The organism is Sphingobacterium sp. SG20118 (assembly GCF_044740685.1).
Lineage (GTDB): Bacteria > Bacteroidota > Bacteroidia > Sphingobacteriales > Sphingobacteriaceae > Sphingobacterium.
In genome coordinates this window covers 849,139-871,526 of record NZ_CP172826.1, presented here as the reverse complement: position 1 = coordinate 871,526, position 22,388 = coordinate 849,139, and the positions used below count along the sequence as shown (strand labels likewise).

At 37.3% G+C, this 22,388-nt stretch carries 18 protein-coding genes, 1 rRNA gene and 1 pseudogene; 9 read left to right on the top strand and 11 right to left on the bottom strand.

Annotation, left to right across the window (positions count from 1 at the left end; all coding sequences use genetic code 11):
• The first annotated feature begins 262 nt into the window (after positions 1-262).
• Positions 263-1,996 carry a M61 family metallopeptidase gene (locus ACFX5U_RS04005; RefSeq protein WP_400262571.1) on the top strand — a complete coding sequence of 578 codons (1,734 nt, stop codon included), beginning with the start codon at positions 263-265 and terminating at the stop codon, positions 1,994-1,996.
• A 56-nt stretch (positions 1,997-2,052) separates the two neighbouring features.
• Here ACFX5U_RS04005 and ACFX5U_RS04000 read toward each other — a convergent pair whose 3' ends face one another.
• The gene (locus ACFX5U_RS04000) at positions 2,053-2,553 is read right to left on the bottom strand and encodes a hypothetical protein (RefSeq protein WP_038696475.1); all 501 of its coding nucleotides are present in this window, start codon (positions 2,551-2,553) and stop codon (positions 2,053-2,055) included.
• A gap of 190 nt (positions 2,554-2,743) precedes the next feature.
• Between ACFX5U_RS04000 and ACFX5U_RS03995 the strand changes: the two genes are divergently transcribed.
• The 3 genes from ACFX5U_RS03995 to ACFX5U_RS03985 all read left to right on the top strand — a co-directional run bounded on the left by ACFX5U_RS03995 (position 2,744) and on the right by ACFX5U_RS03985 (position 5,583).
• Positions 2,744-3,958 carry an AMP-dependent synthetase/ligase gene (locus ACFX5U_RS03995; protein WP_400262570.1) on the top strand — a complete coding sequence of 405 codons (1,215 nt, stop codon included), beginning with the start codon at positions 2,744-2,746 and terminating at the stop codon, positions 3,956-3,958.
• Complete coding sequence (locus ACFX5U_RS03990; RefSeq protein WP_400262569.1) at positions 3,888-4,514, top strand: hypothetical protein; 627 nt, start codon at positions 3,888-3,890, stop codon at positions 4,512-4,514. Before ACFX5U_RS03995 ends, ACFX5U_RS03990 begins: the two co-directional genes overlap by 71 nt.
• Before the next feature lie 67 nt (positions 4,515-4,581).
• Positions 4,582-5,583, top strand: coding sequence for a YihY/virulence factor BrkB family protein (locus ACFX5U_RS03985; protein ID WP_280570159.1), 1,002 nt, complete (start codon positions 4,582-4,584; stop codon positions 5,581-5,583).
• Between the two features lie 58 nt (positions 5,584-5,641).
• Here ACFX5U_RS03985 and ACFX5U_RS03980 read toward each other — a convergent pair whose 3' ends face one another.
• The 3 genes from ACFX5U_RS03980 to cls form a co-directional block, all read right to left on the bottom strand.
• On the bottom strand, positions 5,642-6,220 hold the full coding sequence (locus ACFX5U_RS03980; protein WP_400262568.1) for a hypothetical protein: 579 nt from the start codon (positions 6,218-6,220) through the stop codon (positions 5,642-5,644).
• 28 nt (positions 6,221-6,248) lie between these two features.
• Positions 6,249-8,372 (bottom strand): carboxypeptidase regulatory-like domain-containing protein, encoded by a 2,124-nt coding sequence (locus ACFX5U_RS03975; protein WP_400262567.1) that lies wholly within the window; start codon positions 8,370-8,372, stop codon positions 6,249-6,251.
• A gap of 91 nt (positions 8,373-8,463) precedes the next feature.
• Positions 8,464-9,951 (bottom strand): cardiolipin synthase, encoded by a 1,488-nt coding sequence (gene cls / locus ACFX5U_RS03970; RefSeq protein ID WP_400262566.1) that lies wholly within the window; start codon positions 9,949-9,951, stop codon positions 8,464-8,466.
• 246 nt (positions 9,952-10,197) lie between these two features.
• Here cls and ACFX5U_RS03965 point away from each other — a divergent pair, with 246 nt between their 5' ends.
• Genes ACFX5U_RS03965 through ACFX5U_RS03945 form a run of 5 tightly spaced genes read left to right on the top strand, consistent with a single transcriptional unit; the run spans position 10,198 to position 16,014 of the window.
• Positions 10,198-11,358, top strand: a complete 1,161-nt coding sequence (locus ACFX5U_RS03965) for an efflux RND transporter periplasmic adaptor subunit (protein WP_280570168.1) — start codon at positions 10,198-10,200, stop codon at positions 11,356-11,358.
• 34 nt (positions 11,359-11,392) lie between these two features.
• Entirely contained in the window at positions 11,393-13,186 is a 1,794-nt protein-coding gene (locus ACFX5U_RS03960) for an efflux RND transporter permease subunit (RefSeq protein ID WP_400262565.1), read from the top strand.
• Position 13,187: 1 nt separating this feature from the next.
• Positions 13,188-14,549 (top strand): efflux RND transporter permease subunit, encoded by a 1,362-nt coding sequence (locus ACFX5U_RS03955; RefSeq protein WP_400262564.1) that lies wholly within the window; start codon positions 13,188-13,190, stop codon positions 14,547-14,549.
• A 9-nt stretch (positions 14,550-14,558) separates the two neighbouring features.
• Entirely contained in the window at positions 14,559-15,656 is a 1,098-nt protein-coding gene (locus tag ACFX5U_RS03950; protein ID WP_400262563.1) for a TolC family protein, read from the top strand.
• Positions 15,643-16,014 (top strand): TolC family protein, encoded by a 372-nt coding sequence (locus ACFX5U_RS03945; RefSeq protein ID WP_400262562.1) that lies wholly within the window; start codon positions 15,643-15,645, stop codon positions 16,012-16,014. The genes ACFX5U_RS03950 and ACFX5U_RS03945 overlap by 14 nt, the downstream gene beginning before the upstream one ends.
• On the opposite strand, the gene ACFX5U_RS03940 is transcribed toward ACFX5U_RS03945, so the two are convergent.
• From ACFX5U_RS03940 to rrf, 7 genes and pseudogenes are all read right to left on the bottom strand, one after another.
• Complete coding sequence (locus tag ACFX5U_RS03940) at positions 16,007-16,705, bottom strand: sulfite exporter TauE/SafE family protein (protein WP_400262561.1); 699 nt, start codon at positions 16,703-16,705, stop codon at positions 16,007-16,009. The genes ACFX5U_RS03945 and ACFX5U_RS03940 overlap by 8 nt on opposite strands.
• Before the next feature lies 1 nt (position 16,706).
• Positions 16,707-17,129, bottom strand: coding sequence for a FixH family protein (locus ACFX5U_RS03935; RefSeq protein ID WP_038696459.1), 423 nt, complete (start codon positions 17,127-17,129; stop codon positions 16,707-16,709).
• A gap of 31 nt (positions 17,130-17,160) precedes the next feature.
• Positions 17,161-18,543, bottom strand: a complete 1,383-nt coding sequence (gene ccoG / locus ACFX5U_RS03930; RefSeq protein WP_400262560.1) for a cytochrome c oxidase accessory protein CcoG — start codon at positions 18,541-18,543, stop codon at positions 17,161-17,163.
• An 11-nt stretch (positions 18,544-18,554) separates the two neighbouring features.
• Positions 18,555-19,424 (bottom strand): cbb3-type cytochrome c oxidase N-terminal domain-containing protein, encoded by an 870-nt coding sequence (locus tag ACFX5U_RS03925; RefSeq protein ID WP_038696455.1) that lies wholly within the window; start codon positions 19,422-19,424, stop codon positions 18,555-18,557.
• Between the two features lie 2 nt (positions 19,425-19,426).
• On the bottom strand, positions 19,427-19,618 hold the full coding sequence (locus ACFX5U_RS03920; protein WP_038696453.1) for a hypothetical protein: 192 nt from the start codon (positions 19,616-19,618) through the stop codon (positions 19,427-19,429).
• Between the two features lie 14 nt (positions 19,619-19,632).
• Positions 19,633-21,772 (bottom strand): annotated as a pseudogene (gene ccoN / locus ACFX5U_RS03915) (cytochrome-c oxidase, cbb3-type subunit I).
• Positions 21,773-22,249: 477 nt separating this feature from the next.
• Positions 22,250-22,361, bottom strand: a 5S ribosomal RNA gene (rrf, locus tag ACFX5U_RS03910).
• Between the last annotated feature and the right edge of the window lie 27 nt (positions 22,362-22,388).

The window sequence follows — 22,388 nt, the reverse complement described above, 5'->3', positions numbered from 1 at the left end:
AAATTATTCGTGTTTTATTGCTTTATACTGCTTTCATGAATGCAACACAACTTCTATTCCAATCCTCTCCCATTGAGAGCCCTATCTAGCGGTAATATACAAATTATTAATTTTATAATAACCAAAAATAGCACTGAAAATAAAATAGTATGCTAAAAAACAGAAGTCCAAATAATTTTGTATAACACTCATAACCTTGTACTTTTGTATACCACAAATATATTTTGAACTGATATTCGTATCGGTTATTTAATCTTTTAAAATGATCGAAAAAATAAACTGTACATCAAAAATACATTTTGATGTTTCCTTTAGTGAGCCTCAAGCACATTACGCAGATATAAAAATGTCTATCACCGAAATTCAAGCGGATTTTATTGATGTCAAAATGCCTGTATGGTCCCCAGGATCTTACTTAGTACGAGAGTATTCAAAGCAGATTGAACGTTTTACGGTCGAAGACCAGATGGAGTTTGAAAAAATAAGTAAAAACACTTGGCGTATATACAACCATAACAAAAGCTCAATAACCCTCAATTACCATGTATATGGGTTTGAGACTTCGGTACGTACCAATTTCATCAATGCAGATCATGCTTTTATTGTACCAACAGCTACATTCTTACATATAGCTGGAAGGATCGCCGAACCCGTAACTGTCCGATTCTTTCCCCATAAGCTATGGGAAAATATATCAACAGGTCTTGAAAAAATCGGACAAAACATGTTCTATGCTTCAGACTTTGATATTCTTTACGATTCACCTATAGAAATTGGCAATCAGGATATATGGACAATTCAAGCATCAAACGTGGTGCACGAGTTTGCGATGGTTGGTGGCGGCACCTATAACAAAGAAAGGTTAACCGCCGATGTAAAGAAAATTGTTGAAGAAGAAACCCGTATTTGGGGGTCCAACCCCAACAAAAGGTATGTATTCATCACACATAATTATCAATCTGGAGGAGGAGGGCTAGAACACCTCAACTCCACTGTATTGGGAGCATCAAGAACGGCATATAGCAACGAAACCTCCTACAAGACATACCTCAGCCTAATCGCACATGAGTACTTTCATTTATGGCATGTAAAGCGTCTTCGTCCTAAAGCATTGGGGCCATTTAACTACGATCAAGAGAACTATACAACAGGTCTATGGATTATGGAAGGCTTTACTTCGTATTACGACAACCTGATACTCAAAAGATGTGATTTCTTTTCCGAACAAGAATATCTAAACCTATTAGCGAATGATTTTACAACTGTCCTCAATCGTCCGGGGCATCTCATTCAATCTGCAGCAGAAGCCAGCTTTGATTCTTGGGTAAAATACTACCGTCAGGATGAAAACTCTCCAAACTCGAGCATATCCTACTACAATAAAGGAGCGATGTTGACGGTCCTGCTAGATTTAAAGATAATTGCTTCTTCTAACGGTACTAAAAAACTCGACGATGTCCTAAAAGCAGCCTATAATCATTTTTATCTGCAACAAAACCGGGGTTTTGAGGAACTCGAGTTCCAACAGCTTGTAGAAGAAGTCACCGGTATTACTGTCAAAGAAATCTTTGAAGCAGCTCATGAACATAGCGAATTACCCTATAATCAGTATTTCAACCTTGTTGGATATGAGATCATGGACATTAATGCTGATAGCAAAAATTTAGGAATAGGGATTAGTTATCAAAAAAACGATGGTATCCAAACTGTCACGGCAGTAGAAAGAGGTTCTAGCGCTTGGGATGGAGGTTTAAATGTACGCGATGAATTGATCGCTATCAATGGTATCCGGTTGGATATGAAAGATAAAGAATACGACTATTTTATGCAGCATAGCACAGCAGGAGAACTTTTAGATGTTTTGATAGCGCGAGATGGGATTATCAAAAATCTTAAAATAGAAATTCGTCCAAATAGTAAGAAATTATTCAGAATACAACCATTGAAGGAACAATCCGAAGAACAGAAAAAATTAGCTCAATTCTGGCTATCTTAAAATAAATAAGGTCACTTTATACCCAAGTGACCTTATTTATTTTTATAGACCATTTACTAAAATCTATAACGGAATGAAAAACCAATTGGATCTAGTAATTTGATGCTACTAGACTGCAGAAAATCTAAATAGGGTTTTACATCCAATGAAACCTGAAAAGGAGTTTCTGGAATATTATATTCTACTCCTATAATCCCATCTATACTAAGTGCTAACTCAGAATCATATTCAACACGGCTGCCATCGATTGTTTTGTCTTTCTCTTTATAAGAGCCAAAACCACCACCAAACCCATAATACCAATTAAAAGCAGATGATAAAGGTTTATAATATTCATACAACCCCACTACTCTAAACCGTCTATAGTCTGAATTGCTCTGAATACTTAGGAGCGCTTCTAAGGCGCGATCATTTGAAAGTGTGTGTTTATAGGTAATCCCTTGGGCAGAGCCAAAACGAGCTCCGATTGCCCCTTTTGAATCTAACTGTGCAAAAGCTTCATTTGATAATCCCGATAAGCCAATTGCCATTCCTAAGATCCAAGATAATTTTTTCATACGTAATGTCAGTGTTTTTTATTCAATTTAATTTTCAAAGGTAATATCAATAATTAAACGACGCAAATTCTAAAATGTTATCAAATTATTTTAAATATAAAAAATGTACATCAAAACATTTTTCATATATTAGATTACATTTGAATACTTAGTAATAAACCAATTAAGTAAATATTTTAAATATTTCATTATGGCACAACAAAGTAGAATTTTTGATCTCCTAACCAACTATAAATCCGAATATTCGAATAAAACTATTATTGCTGGCCGCGATAAAAATGCACATTGGCAAACCTATCAAACCGAAGATTTTATTACTAAAATAAACAATCTTAGTAAAGCATTATTGGACATCGGATTGCAAAAAGGTGATCGTGTAGCCCTCATGTCAGGAAATCGACCAGAATGGAGTATCGTGGATTTTGCCTGTAATCAATTGGGGATTGCGCTTGTGCCGCTATATCCAACATTAGCACCACAAGACCTGTCATACATCGTCAACGATGCAGAAGTTAAGTTAATATTTGTGAGCAATACAGATCTTTCTGAGCGTGTTGACACTGCGCTGAACGACCATCAACTGACCATTCCGATCTATTCCTTCGACCACACAGCGCATCATAAAGACCTGGATAGCCTATTTGAAATCGGTGAAAAACTAAGCACAGATTTAATACCATATAACGATGCCATCCAAGAGGATGATTTATTGACATTGATCTATACATCAGGAACAACAGGGAAACCGAAAGGGGTATACTTATCCCATAAAAATATTTTAAGTAATGTACAGGCTTGTAACCACCTCATAAGACCCGATTTCAAAAAAGCAATCAGCTTTTTACCTTTATGCCATATTTTCGAACGTATGGTCGTCTATATGTATTACTCAAAAGGTGTAGAGATTTATTTTTGCGAAACACTGGATAATGTAGTCGTCGATATCAATGATGTCAAACCAGATCTTTTTACAACAGTACCACGTGTATTGGAAAAAGTGTATGATAAAATTGTTTCCAAAGGGAAAGATTTAACAGGAATCAAAAAATCATTATTCATGTGGGCCCTTGACCTAGGACTGCGCTATCAAGAACCAGCAAAAAATAGTGCTTGGTACAATTTTCAACTCGCTATCGCTCGCAAATTAATTTTTTCGAAATGGAAAGAAGCATTAGGTGGTAATATAAAAATAATCGTTTCAGGAGGAGCAGCATTACAAGAAAGACTAGCACGTGTTTTCTGGGCAGCAGATATGAAAGTGTTAGAAGGCTACGGACTTACAGAAACTTCTCCCGTTATCGCAGTCAATACATTTATGGATACAGGTATCAAGTTTGGAAACTGTAGGGCGACCACTCAAAAACCTAGAAGTAAAAATAGCACCGGACGGGGAGATTCTTGTTAAGGGGCCAAGCATCACTTCTGGTTATTACAAAAATGATGAAGCCACAAAAGAAACATTTGATGAAAATGGATTTTTAAAAACAGGAGATATAGGAGAAATATCATCCGATGGATTTTTAAAGATTACGGACCGTAAAAAAGAGATGTTTAAAACCGCAGGTGGAAAATACATCGCTCCACAAGCAATTGAAACAAAGCTGATGGAATCCACGCTTATTGCTCAGATTATGGTACTGGGAGAAAACAGAAAATTTCCTTCGGCATTAATTGTACCCGCTTTTGAAGAAATCGAAAAATGGATGAAATTTAAGGGAATAGCTGTTGTTTCAAAAGAGGAAACAGTTAAAAACCCAAAAGTAATCGAAAAATACAACCAAGAGATCGAGCGTTTATCAACAGAATTTGGTCACTGGGAAAAAATAAAAAAATTCATATTACTTCCCAAAGAATGGACAATAGACGACGGCCAATTAACGCCAAAACTAAGTCTGAAAAGGAAAGTTATACTCAAAGAGTTTGACGAAAAAATTGAAGAAATGTATCAAGAACTTAGCTAAATAAATACCCCCTACCTAAAATAGGGGGTATTTATTCTTAAAATTTGTTTTATTTGCACATCACATTATGAAAGAAGTATACTTTAAAGATTTATTGACGCTTACCTACTGGAAACAAGTTTTAAAATTAGTTTATGATGCCTTTAATGGATTTATGGATGACAACTGCATGAAAAAAAGTGCATCCTTAGCCTATTATACCGTTTTCTCTATCGGTCCATTACTCATGATCGTCATCTGGTGTATTGGCTTCTTCTACGGTCAACATTTAAGTCAAGAAACATCCGCACAAAAGGAGGTTTTTGATGAATTGATGGTCTTGTTTGGTAAAGATGTAACCCTGCAAATCCAATCTTATATTCAAAAGATAAATTTTGAAAACAAATCAAATATTGGAATTACAATCGGTATCGTCACACTTATTATTACTGCTACCACGCTCTTTGTCGATATCCAAGACTCCATAAATGATATATGGAAAGTAAAACCTAAGCCAAAAAAAGGATGGCTCAAATTAATCATCAATCGACTGATCTCTTTTTCCATCATCATTGCACTGGGTTTTTTACTTATAGCTTCCCTCATGATTAACGGGGTTATTGCGGCCATTACCAATTTGGTTATACAGTACTTCCCTTTTATTCCTATCACATTGATTGATTGGATCAATACAAGTATCACCTTTGTGATCATTGTAACCCTTTTCGGTTTCATCTTTTCATTTCTACCCGATGCAAAAGTAAAATTCAAAGATATCCTTGGTGGAGCTATTTTCACAGGCTTATTGTTCATGCTAGGCAGGTATTTCATATCCATCTATCTGACCTTATCTTCGACAGCGAGTTTTTACGGTGCTGCAGGCTCCATTATTGTCATGCTATTATGGATATACTACTCCGCCGCAATTTTATACTTCGGTGCTGAATTCACTAAATTCTACGCCCAAAAATTAGGCGGAGGTATCGAACCCCGATCCTTTGCAGTTGTTATTGAACAGACAGAACGTATTAAGAAAGTAGGCGATGATGCAGACTCTAAAGAAGGAGAAGTTTTGAAGAATATAAAATAAAAGGAGCCGCTTAATAAGCGGCTCCTTTTTTATCAGTACTTTAAACGTGTAGTCTTTACTATAATCTCACTTCATAATAAATTACTTTTCGGCCTATATTTCCTGTATCATCCATTCCTTCTACAATAACTTTATAACGACCATTGCCATCTGCATTATAAAAGTCTAAAGCAGTCTCTCCAGTCTCCGTAACCTCTACTTTCGGATTCCAATACACAGTCGTTCTTAAATCATTCACAGCCTTGCTTTCTGGCGTTTCGTAGGTTGGTGTATAAAATTTTCTTTCTTTTATATAACCCAACGGAAACAGGTCGATGACATTCGATTTTGGTAACAATTTTTCTATTTCCGCCAAAGACATTCTAGGTTTTTTAGCTTCTATTTTCTTAGTATAAATTGAGACAACCCCATTATTTTGATACATTCTTGAAACAGTTCCCAAATCATCTTTCAGGAAAATCTCAATTCCTTCGATATCGATAACATTGATACTATTAAGACCAGGTTCATCTATAGCCATTCCATTGAGGAAAAATTGGACCGGTACACGGCCACCGCTATTATAATCTCGAGAAACGTAATATTTCTGAGTTTGCGAGTCGTAGGTTATCCCTGTCAACAAGGTACTCAGACACATCGTTAACACGTTACAACCTGCCAGACGCTCAGGTTTCAATACGATGTTCAGGCATGGATAGTCCCGAAATCGCTGGAAAATCTCTATTCGTAATTACTTTTTTCTGAACCCCAACAACAGCTACCTCATCCAATAGAATAGATTTTCGATATTCCTTTTTACTATTTTCCAAGTATGGGGCAATCGCTCGATCAATATTCATAACAAAGTTGTTCTTATAAGCATTGTCCTTATCAATCTCCGGAAAATAAGATTGATCCATATTAATGACCATATTGCGGTAGTTATCATTTCCACGCGCATTAACAGTCACTTTAGACGAATCGGCAAAAACGAGATCCTTAAAGAAAAATCTTCCTTTATCATCCGTATAAGCATCTTTACGGATACTGCGTGAAGGAATAGAAAGTAGTAAACCGCCATTGGACACCGTTCTTCCAGTATTTAAACGCAGCGTCCCAGCCAATTCAATTCCCTGCTCTGGCATAAATGTTAAAGTAGGAAGTTTTTCTGCTATTAGATCTTGGTAGTCAAATCTACGGTATCCCTGAGTCATCAATAATGCATCTAAAGCTTGATCCCGATTCGGATTTTTTTCATCGAAGTAAGCATTCGGATTTTCAATGTAGCCCTTTAGCTCAGATGTCACCAGAAAATTGCTTACAATAGAAAGATCTTGATTATCATCATAAGGAACTTTAGATTCATCGATAACAGCGATTGAATACCTTCCTGGATATTTCTTGCCATTATTCAATACGGAAAGCTTCAGATTGACTTTTTCTTTCGCTTTGAATTGTTCCTTATTAACAGCTAAATTAATATCCAATAGCTTTTCACTTTTCACAAAAGTTAACCGTTCACTCACAACTTTACCATCGGGAGTCATCAAAGTGACTTGTGCAATACCATTGGGAAGGCGCTCCTTTGGAATGACGATTAAAGCTGTCGAACTTTTTAAATTCGCTTGAGCTGCATAAACAAGATGTCCATTGGATTGCACCAATACATAGTACGATTGATTTGGATTTTTAGTATAATCCTCGTCACTCGTCACAATGGCCATATTTAAATTGGTCTCATCTTGTTTTACGTAAACAACATTTGCCTTATTCTGAACGACTGCTGGTAATTTATATTTCTTTTCTTGACCATTAGCAAATGTAACCACTGCTTCGTACTTTTCATTTGCCAATGGTAGCAAATGAAAATAACCCATTCCCAGTCCTAAATCTGAAAATTCAGCAACTTGTTTGCCTTTGCCATCCAGAATACGACCTTTCACAGGAACGCCTTTACCTTCTGCAGATACAGCTTTAAAAGCAACATTTTTACTGATTCCAGCTAACAAATCACCACCCTCCGGAAAAAATTGCACATCAGCATCCCAAAGCGAATTCTTCAAGGAGAACGAACTTGTCAATGGTTTTTCATTCCTATTTTCTTGAATCGAAACCTCCAAGAATGCTTTTTTCAAAATATCTCTTTCCTTGGCACTCAAATTCACCGTAAGTTTACCCAAACCATCGGTTTCACCCTTTCCATTTGAGATCGTTTCCCATCCTGAAATCAAGGACCAATTCACTTTTGAATTAACCAAAAGTTTACCAACTGCATCTCTAAATTGAATGACCGCTTGACTTTTAGCAGCGTTTTGATCGTTATTGATAAAGGAAATGTCTGTGATGAGCTTTTTATTGATGACATCGCCAACAGGAACTACCTTATTATAAAAATAATCGGTAGAAAAATTACTCATCCATTTCGTATAGGCCCGAAAGCGATAGTTCTCTTGTTTCAAATATTGTGGATCCAATACCAAATAACCATCACCCATACCTTTATCCAAAGGAATCCGCAAAGTTTGGATCAATGAATCTCGGCTATTGAGTACCTCCACATAAGCAATTTTACTGGGTTCATATTCTGCAAGATTCCGAGACAAATAGGTGTTAAACCAAAGGGTATCCCCTACCGCATAGTAAGGTTTATCAAAATGTAAATGCAATTTTTCAACTGGAAACACTTGAAACAACTTTTGGACGCGCTCGACTACTGTATTGATAGGGAGTGTAGAGTCAGTGGTCTGAGCAACCAACTGCTGTGCGCCACAAACGCCCATCGAAAACATCAATAATTTTATATACTTCATCTAATACTACTGGTAATTAAAATAGAATAGATAAATATATTCAATTTTAATTACATATCGGAAACATCCCCTATTTTTAACATTTTTTAGGCTATAGCAATGGCGCCAAAAGTCGACACAAAGAATCGATTCCACGCTTCCATTTTTTACGGTGCGCCCAAGTATACAACGTTATTAAATCAGACGTTTCCTTATCGATTTCAAATTGATGCTCAAGACGTTTACAATAAGACTCGTCCGACACCACACTCGCAATTTCATAATTGATGTAGAAGCTGCGCATATCCAGATTTACTGTGCCTACAAACGCCAATTGCCCATCAATACAGATGGTCTTGGCATGGATAAAGCCTTTGTTATACAGATAGACTTGAACCCCGCGTTGTAAAAGGGGTTTCAAAAACGAAAAAGAGGCATGTTGCACAATATAAGAATCCGATTTCTCGGGCAACATCAGCGTTACCTTTACTCCCGATGAAACAGCAATCTCCAAAGCTGTTGATAGCTGCTCACTTGGTATAAAGTAGGGCGTACACAATTGTATACTTTCCTTAGCCTCATTGATGGCCAATATAATGGCTTCCATATTAAAAGGCCCCAAAGAGCCTGGGTCACTGGAAGAAAATGAAACAGCAGCTTTCTCGGGCATATGCTCTATATTGAAATTCAAATATTCCTCACTCAATAAAAATGGCTCTGCTTCAGTTTGGTTCCAACTATTCCAAAATTGAATCTGTAAATTATTGACCGCGATTCCTTCCACTGACATTGATGTATCCCGCCAATAATCACTTTGATGAGGATGATTGATATACCGATCCGAGATATTAATGCCACCAACAAAACCATATTGGCAATCTATGACTACTATTTTTCGATGGTTACGGTAATTACCATTTGCTAAAGAAGTAAAGTTAACAGGTAGAAAGGCTACAAATTGGTAACTAGGTGGATGTTTACTTAAATGTTTGATGACATCAGGAGAACCAAAGCTGTCCAATATCAAACGTACCTGAACACCAGATTTAGCTTTTTCTTCTAAAATATCGAGCACTTGTGTACCAATATTGTCCAATTCAAATATGTAATATTCCATATGAATGGAATGCTTGGCCTCTCGCAATCTTCTGAGCAGAACAGGAAATTTTTCCTCCCCATTAATAAACAGTTCAACCCGATTATTCAAGGAAAAAAAAGCTAATTTCTGATTCTTCAAGTAATCAAAAACACGAGACAATGTTCCAATTCTTTTGTTAATAGTTTCCAATTGCTCATCCATTCGAATGAGACTTTCCTCCCATGCCGCCAGTAATTTTGGATGTTGTTCTCGATTGATATGCTGCAATCTCCTTACTTTTCTAAACTTTTGACCAAACAAATAATAAAGAATAAGCCCCACAATAGGTAGAAAAACGATTACCATTACCCATGATATTGTTTTCGTTGGGTTTCTATTCTCAATAAGGATCGTACTAATAACCCCAAAATAAAGGATAAATAACGGAAGCCAATACCAATTTAATAGCCATTGCCATAACTGATTCCAATCAATATCAATCTGACTCATCAAGTTTTCCATATAATAATCCACTAAATTTAACCTTATAAGTAACAATTGTCCAGATCAAACGTTTACATTTGTAACATATTAGATACACGCAATAGGATTGCATAACCCTCAAAAGTTTGATACATTTGAATAAATGAAGGTTGTTAACAAACGTTAAATTAAACAATAACGTTTTAATTGGCAACATTTATGTTACATTACACAAAAGTTTAAAAGTCAAATGTTAATTATCAATTAACAACTATTTTATATTTTATGAATAAAATCACGCTCTTTACCTTAGCACTTTGCTCTTCAGGAATATTATTTTTCAGCTGCAATTCTGGTAAAACTAAAGAATTAGACAAAAAAAACAATGCTATCGCTCTACCAATATACTCAATTGATACAAGTTCTGCGAATACCATCAAAGATTATATCGGAACTATTGAGGGTAAAGTAAATGTTGAAATCCGTCCACAAGTGGAGGGAGTTTTAGAAGAGATCTATGTCGATGAAGGTGACTTTGTCGAAGCAGGTCAAAAATTATTTAAAATTAATGCCTCTGCATACGATGAAATCTTTAATAATATGGTTGCCACGGAAAATGTGGCCAAGGCAAAACTACAAAATGCCCGCTTAGAGATTGAAAGATTACGTCCCCTTGTGGAGAATGAAGTCATTTCAGAAGTACGTTTAAAATCTGCTCAATCGGAATTCGACGTTGCAAAAGCATCGCTACAGCAAGCATCAGCAGCGGTACGTTCTGCAGATATAAATAAACAGTTTACAACGATTAAAGCCCCTGTTTCTGGTTATATCGGTCGTATTCCTAAGCGGGTAGGAAATTTGGCTACAAAAAATGATGCGCAATCGCTAACCGTATTATCCGATGTCCAAGAAGTATATGTATACTTCTCTATGAGTGAATCCGACTTCTTATATTTCACTAAGAAACAAGCAAAGCAAGACTTACAAGATTCCATTCATACACCCAGCGGAAAGATTCGAAAACTTGCCTTTCCAGAAGTCTCTTTAGTATTGGCAGATGGCGAAGCTTATAGCCAAAAAGGTAAAGTAGATGCTGTCAATGGACAAGTAAATAGGACTACTGGCGCAATCTCTTTGCGTGCTACATTCCCGAATATGCAAAATATATTGCGTACAGGAAGTACAGGAACTTTAAAATTTGTAGAAACACAAAAAGGAGTCATTCAAATACCACAAGTATCTACTTCAGAATTACAAGATAAAACTTTTGTATACGTTGTCGATAAGAACAATACGGTTCACCGCAGAGCCATCAAGATTGAGGGAAAATCCAATTCAAACTATATCATCTCTGAAGGCTTAGCCGTTGGAGAAAGAATCTTACTATCTGGTTTCGACAAAATATCGGAAGGTGCAACTATCATTCCGATTGACAAAACCCAATAATCTTTTTTATAATTTTCAACAAAAACCCATATAAATGCTAAAAACATTTGTTAACAAACCCGTATTGGCTACCGTTGTTTCCATGCTATTAGTAGTATTAGGAGCAGTGGGGTTAAAAATGTTACCCGTTTCACGATTTCCAGAAATAGCACCCCCATCTGTAGTCGTTTCTTTAAGCTACCCTGGTGCTAACGCTGAAACGGTAGCGAAATCAGTTCTTTTACCTATAGAAGAAGCCATTAATGGCGTCGAAGATATGACTTATATCCGTTCCACCGCCAGCAACTCTGGTTCTGGTTCGGTACAGGTATTTTTTAAAACGGGAATCAACCCAGACATTGCTTCTGTAAATGTTCAAACGAGAATATCAAAAGCGATAGGCTCTATTCCCTCGGAAGTTAATGAGGCAGGTATCACCGTCATGCCCCGACAATCCGGTGTGATTATGACCATCAATTTATTTTCTGATACCAAAGAGAGTATGTTTGATGAAACTTTCTTACAAGCATATTCGCAAATTAACATCATCCGTCCCCTACTCCGTGTAGATGGAATCGCCCAAGTATCGCGTGTTGGTGCTCGCGATTACTCCATGCGTATGTGGTTGAATCCAGAGAAACTTGCGGTATTCAACCTCATCCCTGATGATGTTATTGCCGCAATCAAAGATCAGAATTTTGAGATTGCTCCGGGAAAATTTGGAGAGACTTCCGATGAGGTTTTTGAAACAGTGATTAAGCATAAGGGCCGTTTTAGTCAACCCGAAGAATTTGAGAATATCGTCGTCAAAACAAATAAAGATGGTTCCATATTATACCTAAGGGACTTAGCTCGAATAGAATTTGGTTCATCAAATTTAGGCTCAGATAATAAGGTAAATGGTAATCCCGGTTTAACTCTGAATATAACCCAAACCTCAGGATCCAATGCCCATGACATCGATATCGAAGTACGAAAAGTATTAGAAGAGCTATCCAAGACATTTCCAGAAGGAATCAAATACGAAGTTTCCTATTCGGTAAGGGATCAAATTGACTCTTCCATTTCCCAAGTGAAGCATACCCTATTTGAAGCCTTTATCTTGGTATTCATTATTGTCTTTATCTTTTTACAAGATTTTAGATCCACGCTCATTCCAGCCATTGCTATACCCGTATCCTTAATAGGTACATTTTTCTTCCTGAATTTATTTGGTTTCTCCCTCAATGTCTTGACCATGTTTGCATTGGTCCTTTCCATCGGTATTGTGGTCGATGATGCCATTGTCGTGGTAGAGGCCATTCACTTAAAAATGCATGAGACCGGCATGAAAGCCAGGGAAGCCACACTCTCCACAATGTCTGAAATTTCTGGAGCTATCCTATCGATTACCCTAGTTATGGCTGCCGTATTCATTCCTGTAGGTTTTATGGAAGGTCCTGCTGGTATTTTCTATAGGCAGTTTGCATATACATTAGCAACCGCTATTTTAATTTCTGCAGTTACCGCTTTGACTTTAAGTCCGGCCCTATGTGCCTTGATTTTAAAAGCTCCTGAACATGGAGAAGAATCAACTCAACCAGAGAAAAATAAATTTACGGCATATAAAAAACGTTTTTTCACCGCGTTCAATACTTCGTTTGATAGCTTAACATCACGTTATATCTTAGGCGTAAAGTATTTAATCCGGAACAAAAAAATTGCCATTACAGGATTGGTTGTTATTTCAGGTCTAGGATTCGCATTATTACTCTTGGCACCTAAAAGTTTTATACCTACTGAAGATGATAGTTTTGTTACTTATTCTTTAGCCATGCAACCAGGAGCTTCGTTGGCAAGAAACCACTGAAGTGTTAAGACGTGCCGATAGTATCCTTCAAAAACGTAATCCTGACATTTCGGGAATGACGACAATCTCCGGTTACAATGCATTGGATGGCAGTACAAGCCCTGCTTATGCAGTAGGTTACATTAACCTAAAAAGTTATGACAAGAGAGAGAAAATAAAGAACATTGAACATTTCATGGATACTATCCGTCAAGATCTTTCGGTCATCAATGAAGCGACATTCAATGTGTTTCCGAGACCTACAGTTCAAGGTTTTGGAGATTTCGCCGGAATTCAATTGGTGTTGGAAGATAAGTTAGGCGGAGAAATCTTGGATTTCAGTACGATTGCCGACAATTTCATCAATGAAATCAATCAATTACCAGAAGTTAAGAGTGCCTATACTTCCTTTAAAGCTAATTTCCCGCAATATGAAGTGGACATTGATGCTGTTAAGGCAAAATCATTAGGTGTGGATATTAAATCATTAATGTCAACCATACGCGCATATTATGGACGCGTACAAGCAGGTGATTTTAGTCGTTTCGGACGACAATATCGGGTATATATTCAGGCAGATTACGATTATCGAACAGACCCAGAGTCTTTCAAATCAATTTTTGTACGTAACAAGAATAACGAAATGGTTCCGATCAGTACGTTATTGACTCTAAAAAAAGTGGTAGGTCCAGAAACCATAACACGTTATAATCTGTACAATGCCATCACCATTAATGCCAACCCCAATGAAGGGTACAGTACGGGTGATGCAATGAATGCGATTGAGAAACTAGCGATTGAAAAATTACCTGGAAACTATGACTACGAGTGGACAGGGATGAGTTTAGAAGAAGCAGAATCCGGTTCGCAAACCGTACTGATATTTATCATGAGTATCGTCTTTGTATACTTCCTATTATCAGCACAGTATGAAAGCTACATCTTACCATGGGCAGTTTTACTATCTATCCCCGTAGGACTAGTTGGCGTATACGCAACAATATTGATGGTAGGTTTAGAAAACAATATCTATGTACAGGTTGGTGTCATCATGTTGATAGGACTGCTCGCAAAAAATGCCATACTGATCATTGAATTTGCCGTACAAGAACGTAATAAAGGACTGAGTATATACGATTCGGCTATTGCAGGAGCAAAATTACGATTACGACCGATCTTAATGACTTCCTTCGCATTCGTTGCTGGATTAATACCGCTTATGTGGTCTTCAGGTCCTTCAGCCCAAGGTAATCATTCCATAAGTTTCGGTGCTGCAGGAGGAATGCTATTTGGGGTCATATTGGGTATCTTTATTATCCCTGTGCTCTATGTTATATTCAAAACTTTAGATGAACGTCTAAAAAATAAATTTAAAACAAATTAGTCGTCACATATGAAAAATATAAATCGTCATATCTGCTTATTAGCGGCTATCTTGCTCTTATTTTCCGCATGTAAAGTCGGTCAACGCTATCAAGCACCAAACTACAACCTACCCGACAATTATCGTTTAGATTCCAACGGTACGGATACCCTAGAAAACCTAGCGTATGTAAATTGGCGTGAATTCTTTACAGATTCAAGTTTGGTCAAATTAATAGATGCTGGCTTATCAAATAACTACGATATGCGCACTGCTATCCTGAATATTCAGATTGCAAACCGTCAGCTAAATCAAGCAAAGGCCGGTTACTTACCGGAGTTAGATGCAACAATTGCAGGCATCGGACAAGAGTGGCGTTCCAAAAATTACTATGGAGGACCTGCATCAAAAATCTATGAAGGAAAAGATGCAAAAAATAACCTTTTCAAAACACAATCCCAATATTTAACAACATTAAACCTCAGTTGGGAAATTGATATCTGGGGAAAAATATCCTCGCAAAAAGAGGAAGCATTGGCCAACTACTTGGGCACAGCCGAAGCAAAAAATGCCATACAGACAAGTTTGATTGCAAACATCGCAACTGGCTATTTTAACTTGTTGAAACTCGATGCACAAATAGAAGTAGCCCTTCGAAACGTCCAGTTGAATGATAGTACACTACGCATGATCCAATTACAGTTTGATGCCGGAGAAATTACTTCATTAGCGATCCAACAAACGCAATCTCAACGACTCCTTGCGGCTTCATTAGTACCCCAATTAGAACAAGAGATACAAATTCAGGAGAATGCACTTTTGGAATTAACCGGAAGTATGCCTGATAAAATCGAACGTGGTAAAAGTTTAAAATATCTTATTGATGAATCTAAGATTTCACTGGGATCTCCATTGAATTTAATACGCAACCGACCTGATATTCGAGAAGCGGAGTTTGACCTTATCGCTGCAAATGCTCAAATTAATATCAAACAGTCATTGCGATATCCTTCATTGACTTTGGGAGGAACTTTAGGTGTCAACTCGATGTTACCTGAAAATTGGTTCAACATACCAGGTTTCCTTACTCGGATCGGCATTAGGCAATTTAACTATGCCTATTTTTAAGAATAAGAAATTAAAAACAGATTACGAAGTCGCAAAATTGGAAAGTGAAAAAGCAGAAATAGCATTACAAAAAACAGTGCTACGATCCGTAAATGAAGTTTCGAATAGCTTTACTTCCCTTTCCAAGCTAAAGGAGCAATTGGTATTGGCAGAAGCACGTGTAGACAATTCACATTTAGCTGTTAAGAACGCCAGTCTGCTATTTAAATCTGGATACGCAACCTACCTAGAGGTTATTACTGCTCAATCCAATGCCTTGACATCGGAATTGAATTTAGTTTCAATAAAACAATCCCAGCTCGATTCATTCGTGGAGCTTTATAAGTCTCTGGGTGGTGGATGGTCAGCCACTAAGTAAAATTACAGTTCATTGCTCCATCAACATGGAGCAATGGACTTAAATAGGGAATATCCAAATTTGCGCCACGCAGCAAAAACCAAATTCCCATTAAAAGATAAAGAAAGGGAAGCCATCTCGAAAAATTTACTCGAAAATAAGTTCGGACAACATTTCCAAAAAAAGAAAAAACCAATAATAAGGGCAAAGTCCCCAATCCAAACATAATCATAAAGAAGAAACTGGATAAACTTGATTCGGTATTCATAGCCGCCGCTGCTGCCATGTACAGCATTCCACAAGGTAAAATTCCATTCAATACACCAGCGACAAAACTACCCCCTGGTCGATTCAACCAACGGCCCATAAGTTTAGCAATAGGCTGTACAAGACGTCCCTGTAATTTTATAAAAAGTTTGTATCTGATTTGGAAAATCTGAAAAGCACCTATAGTCAATAGCAAAACACCTGTTAAAATACTTGCCCCCTGTTGCCAGCCCTGTATCGTTGCGATTGCACCAATCGCCCCTAGCACAATACCATATAAACCATAAGTCAGCAATCGTCCCAATTGATATAAAAGCTTATTGATGGCCATATGCCAGCTGATTTTTTGACTTCCTTGTGTTGCAAGAAGTAATGGTCCACACATAACTGCACAGTGTATGCTGCCAAATAACCCCATAAAGAAAGCGAAATATTGATAACTCATATTATAAATGCACTTGGTGATCAGTTAAGAATTCCATTCCACCATTACTCCAAATAATTTCTAATTTCCATGCCCCCTTTTTGAAACTTGAAAGCGGTAACTGGTATACATTAGCCCTTGTCTCAAAGGGTAATTCTAGATCTTTACTTCTATCAGAAGGCCTCTTAAATAACAATTTTCCTTTATTTTCAGGCTTAACAAATTTAATATACAAAGTATCACGATCAACTTTCAGGCTAGGTTTTGCATGTTGATCGATTGCATTTATCTTTTTATCATAAATCTGATTATAATTTAGACCCTGTTCGTAATAATCCATATCCTCTAAACTATCACTATCACGACTGACCATATAGATTCCTGTCAATATGATCCCAAGCATGAATACACCTAAACTAATAAATATTTTATTACCCCAATTCATTTTCTATTGTTTTTAAACTTTCCATTCTCCCTTACATCCCTGGTGGAGCAATAAAAGTTGTGTTTAACGTTTTCACTTTTCTATCTCCTGAATAAATCTCAACCTTTACATCTTCTTTATATTTTTTGACCTCATCTTTATTGATTAGAAGAAAGAAACTTAAAGAGGCATGACCATCTTTAGCTAAGCTTTGTATGGGGTTGACGACTTGAATGTGTAATTTCTTATCCACGGGAATCAAAGTAAAAGGTATCTCATCTCCACTTTTATTGGTGAGTTCAATAGCATAAAGATTACTGATCATACCATCATCACGCAATTGATACGAACTACCTTTTGCTCTGAGCAGCGTAGCCCCGACATCAGATCGGGTACTAATTAAAAGTACAAATACAGAAATTAATGCTATTAACACAATCGAATAGGCGATAGCTCTTGTATGATTACGCTTTTCTATCGTTCCTTCTATTTCTCCCATCGCATAAAAACCAATTAGCTTTTTAGGCTTACCGATTTTATCCATCACAGCATCGCAAGCATCTATACAAGCTGTACAGCTCACGCATTCCATTTGCAGACCATTTCGAATATCAATACCAGTAGGGCAAACATGTACACACAATTGACAGTCAATACAATCTCCCTTTGTTTGCGTTAAGGCGGCTTTATGCTTACCTCTTGGTTCGCCACGACGATGATCGTAAGCAACCGTTATACTTTGATCATCCAACAGCACCCCTTGCAACCGGCCATACGGACAAATGGTGGTACAAACAATCTCTCTAACGTGGGCAAAAACTCCATAAAAAACCAAGGTAAAAATGAAGATAGCAAACAATCCTCCGAAATGCAGTTCAATAGGATCTGTTATTATCTTATAAAGAGCGTCGACACCAACTATATAGGAAAGAAAGATATTCGCGATAAAAAATGAAATCAATAAAAACAGGCTATGTTTTAATACTTTTTTAAAGATTTTCTGATGTGTATCAGGACCAGCATTCAACTTTTTCTGTTGTTGCCAGTCTCCTTCAATCCAATATTCAATTTTTCGAAAGATCAATTCCATAAAAATTGTTTGCGGACAAGCCCAACCACACCAAATACGTCCAAAAACAACAGTAAAAAGCACTACACAAACCATCACGATCAACATTCCGAATACAAAAATGTATAAATCTTGAGGGTAAAAGATACTACCCATAATACTGAACTTACGTTCAATGATATTAAACATCAGCATGGGTGCTCCTCCAATCTTAATGAAAGGAGCAGTAAATAAAAACAAGAGCAAACCATACCCCACCCATTGCCGCAATTTATACAGATCTCCCGCAGGTTTCTTCGCATATACCCACTTGCGTTTTGTGCTCATTGCTGGATTACTGGGTGAATTTGCTACTCCTGTTTTCATAATATTACTTTTTACCGAACTATCGTTGAATCAACTCCTGCAGGACTTTCATCTGCTGATACATAGGTCACCTCAATACCCTGCGGTTCTTTTGGATTTGCAGGCTTAGTATCTCGAATAGAAATGATATAGCTGCTCACCTCGGCAATTTGTGCTGGCGTTAATGTTTGCTCCCAAGGCACCATACCCTTATCTGGGATACCATACTTAACCGTTTTAAAAATATCTTTAACTTCACCTCCATGTAGCCAATATCTATCCACTAAATTGGGTCCTATACTTCCTTCTCCAGCTCCTCCATGACAGGCGACACAATTGGCTTGAAAGATTGCACTACCAGCTGCTACTTGAGACGCATCATATATAACATTGGATTCATCGACCAAATTAGCTGCTTGAGCAAGATATTCCTGACGTGCAATTTCGGCTTTACCCATCTCTTGTACATATTCTTGATCTTGATTCATTCCCCAACTGAACACATGATAAATCAATAGATAAACAACCGCAAAAGCCATTGACGAATAAAATAAAGCATTAAACCATATTGGAATTGGATTATCCAGTTCCGTAATGCCATCATATTCATGATCGATCATCAGGTCTTTTTCTTCAGAAATCGGACGTAAGCCCAATAAATTATTCCAAAAGGATTTTCGAGATTCCTTTCTTCTAATTTTCACTGATTTCTCCTCTTCAAGAATATGTGGCATTGTCATTCGTAGGATCGAACGCATTGCCTTATTAACTGTCAGTGCTGATATCAGCAAAACAATCATTGTAACAACAAACACAATGATTAAAATATCCTGATAGACACTACCTGAGCCCAACGTCCAGGTTTCTACATTAGAAATTGTTGTATTTAAAAATAAACCCATATTTATAAACTATCTGATGATTGACTATTGTTATTATCATCCTCTTGGAATGGAATGTCCTTCATATAAGAAATATGCTCTTTATTCATTCTAAACAACATAATACCGACAATAATGAAGAATACTAGAAATATCCATAATGAAGCGATCAGATACAGTTCGCTACCATTTAAATTTGTGATTTGCTTGAACATAATGCCGCTATTTTTTAATTTTGTTCATCTACGATTTCGTCCTGTTTCGGCTCAGCTTTAATATCTGTTCCCAATCGTTGTAAGTAGGCAATCATGGCAATGATCTCTCTATTAGCCAATACGTTAACCTGATTTTTCTTCAAGTCATCAACGATAGCCTGCGCTTGCTTATCCAAATCCGCTTTAGCATGAGCAATCTCTTGATCACTATAAGGCACACCCAAAGTACGCATGGCTTTCAATTTAGCCGTCAGTAACGAGTTGTCTAATTCTTGATCGATCAACCAAGGATACACAGGCATGATACTACCCGGAGAAGTAATAGTAGGATCTAACAAATGGTCAAAGTGCCATTTATTCGGATATTTACCACCGATACGATGCAAATCAGGACCAGTCCGTTTTGACCCCCATAAGAACGGATGATCGTACACATATTCCCCTGCTTTACTGTATTCACCATAACGCGCGGTCTCCGATCTAAAAGGACGAATCGATTGTGTATGACAATTCACACAACCCTCCCGGATGTAAAGGTCGCGTCCTTGGATTTCTAAAGCTGTGTATGGTTTCACACTTGCTATCGTTGGTATGTTAGATGAAATTGTAAAAGTGGGAATCATCTCTACCACACCTCCTATTAGAATAGCGATCAATGCGAGTACCATAAACATAACAGGCTTACGCTCCAGACGACGGTGAGTCGATTTTTCGTTCGTTGTTAGGGGCAATAGAGCAGGCGCTTGCGCAGGTTCATCAGCTAACAATTTACCTTGTCGCATGGTTTTTACCAAGTTGTAGGTCATCAATATAGCTCCACCTAAATATAAAGCTCCACCAAAAGCACGCATCATATGCATCGGAATAATTTCCAATGTTGTCGCTAAAAAATTGGGATATTTCAAAACACCTTCAGGTGTAAATTCCTTCCACATTAAGCCCTGTACAACCGCTGCCCAATACATGGGAATTGCATAAAATAAAATCCCTAATGTACCGATCCAAAAATGCGCAGATGCCAATTTTTTAGAATATAATTCCGTTCTATAAATACGAGGAATCAACCAGTATAAAATTGCAAAAGTCATAAAACCATTCCAGCCCAAAGCGCCAACGTGTACGTGTGCAACTATCCAATCTGTAAAGTGTGCAATTGCATTCACCTGTTTCAAAGACAACATAGGACCTTCAAACGTTGCCATACCATAACATGTCAAGGCAACCACCATAAATTTCAGAACAGGTTCAGTTCTAACTTTATCCCATGCACCACGGAGCGTCAATAAACCATTGATCATACCTCCCCAACTTGGAGCAATCAACATAATGGAAAATGCAACCCCTAACGATTGAACCCATCCAGGTAGTGCCGTATATAGCAGGTGATGAGGACCTGCCCAAATGTAAATGAAGATTAAAGACCAGAAATGAAGAATACTCAACTTATAAGAATACACAGGACGATTAGCCATTTTAGGTAAAAAATAATACATCATACCTAAGAAAGGAGTCGTCAAGAAAAATGCTACAGCATTATGACCATACCACCATTGCACTAAAGCATCCTGTACTCCAGAATATACATAGTAACTTTTCCAGCCCGATACCGGCAGCTGAATAGAATTGACAATATGTAAAACAGCAACAGTAACGAAAGTAGCAATGTAAAACCAAACCGCTACATACATATGTCGCTCCCTACGCTTGATAATTGTACCGAACATATTGACTCCAAACACCACCCAGATTACGGTGATACCCAAGTCAATCGGCCATTCCATTTCTGCATATTCATGACTAGTCGTCAATCCAAGAGGCAAGGTAATTGCCGATGCTACAATGACTAATTGCCAACCCCAAAAATGGATTTTACCAAGTAAATCACTGAACATCCGTGCCCTAAGAAACCCGTTGCAAAGAATAGTATACGCCCATGAAAATTGCATTACCTACAAATGCAAAGATTATTGCATTTGTATGAACAGGCCTAATACGGCCAAAGGTGGAAAATTGAATTCCAAAATTCATCGCCGGCCATACCAATTGGGTAGCTATAAGTAGCCCAATGGACATACCAACTATCCCCCAAATTATGGTAGCGATTCCGAAATTTCTGACAATCTTATTGTCATAATTAAACTGCTCTAACTGCATTACTTATAATATTGATTTCTTAATCAAAAGTAGAGCTAGTTTTATGACATTAAAATGATAACGATGACCAAAAAAAATAACATTCGTCACATATTTATATGAAAATGGTAACATATGAGCAAAACAAACGCTCAAAATGGACATGAATTTGAAAACAAATGGTTCTATTTAGGATATATATAGTAATTATAAAGATGATATTGAGGATTCAATATCGCTATAGCAGTTGCCTGAAGCTTCAATTCGACGTAAAAAGAATGATAAAAACACGATGAATTTCATGTATATGACATTAATTTTCCGTTGATAGCGGAATAAAGGAAACAAGTTACAAAGGGAGAAATAAAATTACCTTAGCTCTCAACAGCTAAGGTAATACCAACAGCTCTAGCGATATTTCCGGTCCGGCGGTGCTGTCCCCCAGAAAATCCGGAACACAAAAAAGCCCTTGCTGTACTGCAAGGGCTTCTGTATAAAAAAAGGCACCGACCTACTCTCCCACCTGTTACGGCAATACCATCGGCTCTGGCGGGCTTGACTTCTCTGTTCGGAATGGGAAGAGGTAGACACCGCCGATATAGGCACCTAAAATAAGGTTATCAGAATATAGAAACAC

Excerpts from the sequence above, each read along its gene's own strand:
- ACFX5U_RS04005 (WP_400262571.1), top strand. The coding sequence starts at position 263 with ATGATCGAAAAAATAAACTGTACATCAAAAATACATTTTGATGTTTCC.
- ACFX5U_RS04000 (WP_038696475.1), bottom strand. The coding sequence starts at position 2,553 with ATGAAAAAATTATCTTGGATCTTAGGAATGGCAATTGGCTTATCGGGA.
- ACFX5U_RS03995 (WP_400262570.1), top strand. The coding sequence starts at position 2,744 with ATGGCACAACAAAGTAGAATTTTTGATCTCCTAACCAACTATAAATCC.
- ACFX5U_RS03985 (WP_280570159.1), top strand. The coding sequence starts at position 4,582 with ATGAAAGAAGTATACTTTAAAGATTTATTGACGCTTACCTACTGGAAA.
- ACFX5U_RS03980 (WP_400262568.1), bottom strand. The coding sequence starts at position 6,220 with ATGTGTCTGAGTACCTTGTTGACAGGGATAACCTACGACTCGCAAACT.
- ACFX5U_RS03975 (WP_400262567.1), bottom strand. The coding sequence starts at position 8,372 with ATGAAGTATATAAAATTATTGATGTTTTCGATGGGCGTTTGTGGCGCA.
- cls (WP_400262566.1), bottom strand. The coding sequence starts at position 9,951 with ATGGAAAACTTGATGAGTCAGATTGATATTGATTGGAATCAGTTATGG.
- ACFX5U_RS03965 (WP_280570168.1), top strand. The coding sequence starts at position 10,198 with ATGAATAAAATCACGCTCTTTACCTTAGCACTTTGCTCTTCAGGAATA.
- ACFX5U_RS03960 (WP_400262565.1), top strand. The coding sequence starts at position 11,393 with ATGCTAAAAACATTTGTTAACAAACCCGTATTGGCTACCGTTGTTTCC.
- ACFX5U_RS03950 (WP_400262563.1), top strand. The coding sequence starts at position 14,559 with ATGAAAAATATAAATCGTCATATCTGCTTATTAGCGGCTATCTTGCTC.
- ACFX5U_RS03945 (WP_400262562.1), top strand. The coding sequence starts at position 15,643 with ATGCCTATTTTTAAGAATAAGAAATTAAAAACAGATTACGAAGTCGCA.
- ACFX5U_RS03940 (WP_400262561.1), bottom strand. The coding sequence starts at position 16,705 with ATGAGTTATCAATATTTCGCTTTCTTTATGGGGTTATTTGGCAGCATA.
- ACFX5U_RS03935 (WP_038696459.1), bottom strand. The coding sequence starts at position 17,129 with ATGAATTGGGGTAATAAAATATTTATTAGTTTAGGTGTATTCATGCTT.
- ccoG (WP_400262560.1), bottom strand. The coding sequence starts at position 18,543 with ATGAAAACAGGAGTAGCAAATTCACCCAGTAATCCAGCAATGAGCACA.
- ACFX5U_RS03925 (WP_038696455.1), bottom strand. The coding sequence starts at position 19,424 with ATGGGTTTATTTTTAAATACAACAATTTCTAATGTAGAAACCTGGACG.
- ACFX5U_RS03920 (WP_038696453.1), bottom strand. The coding sequence starts at position 19,618 with ATGTTCAAGCAAATCACAAATTTAAATGGTAGCGAACTGTATCTGATC.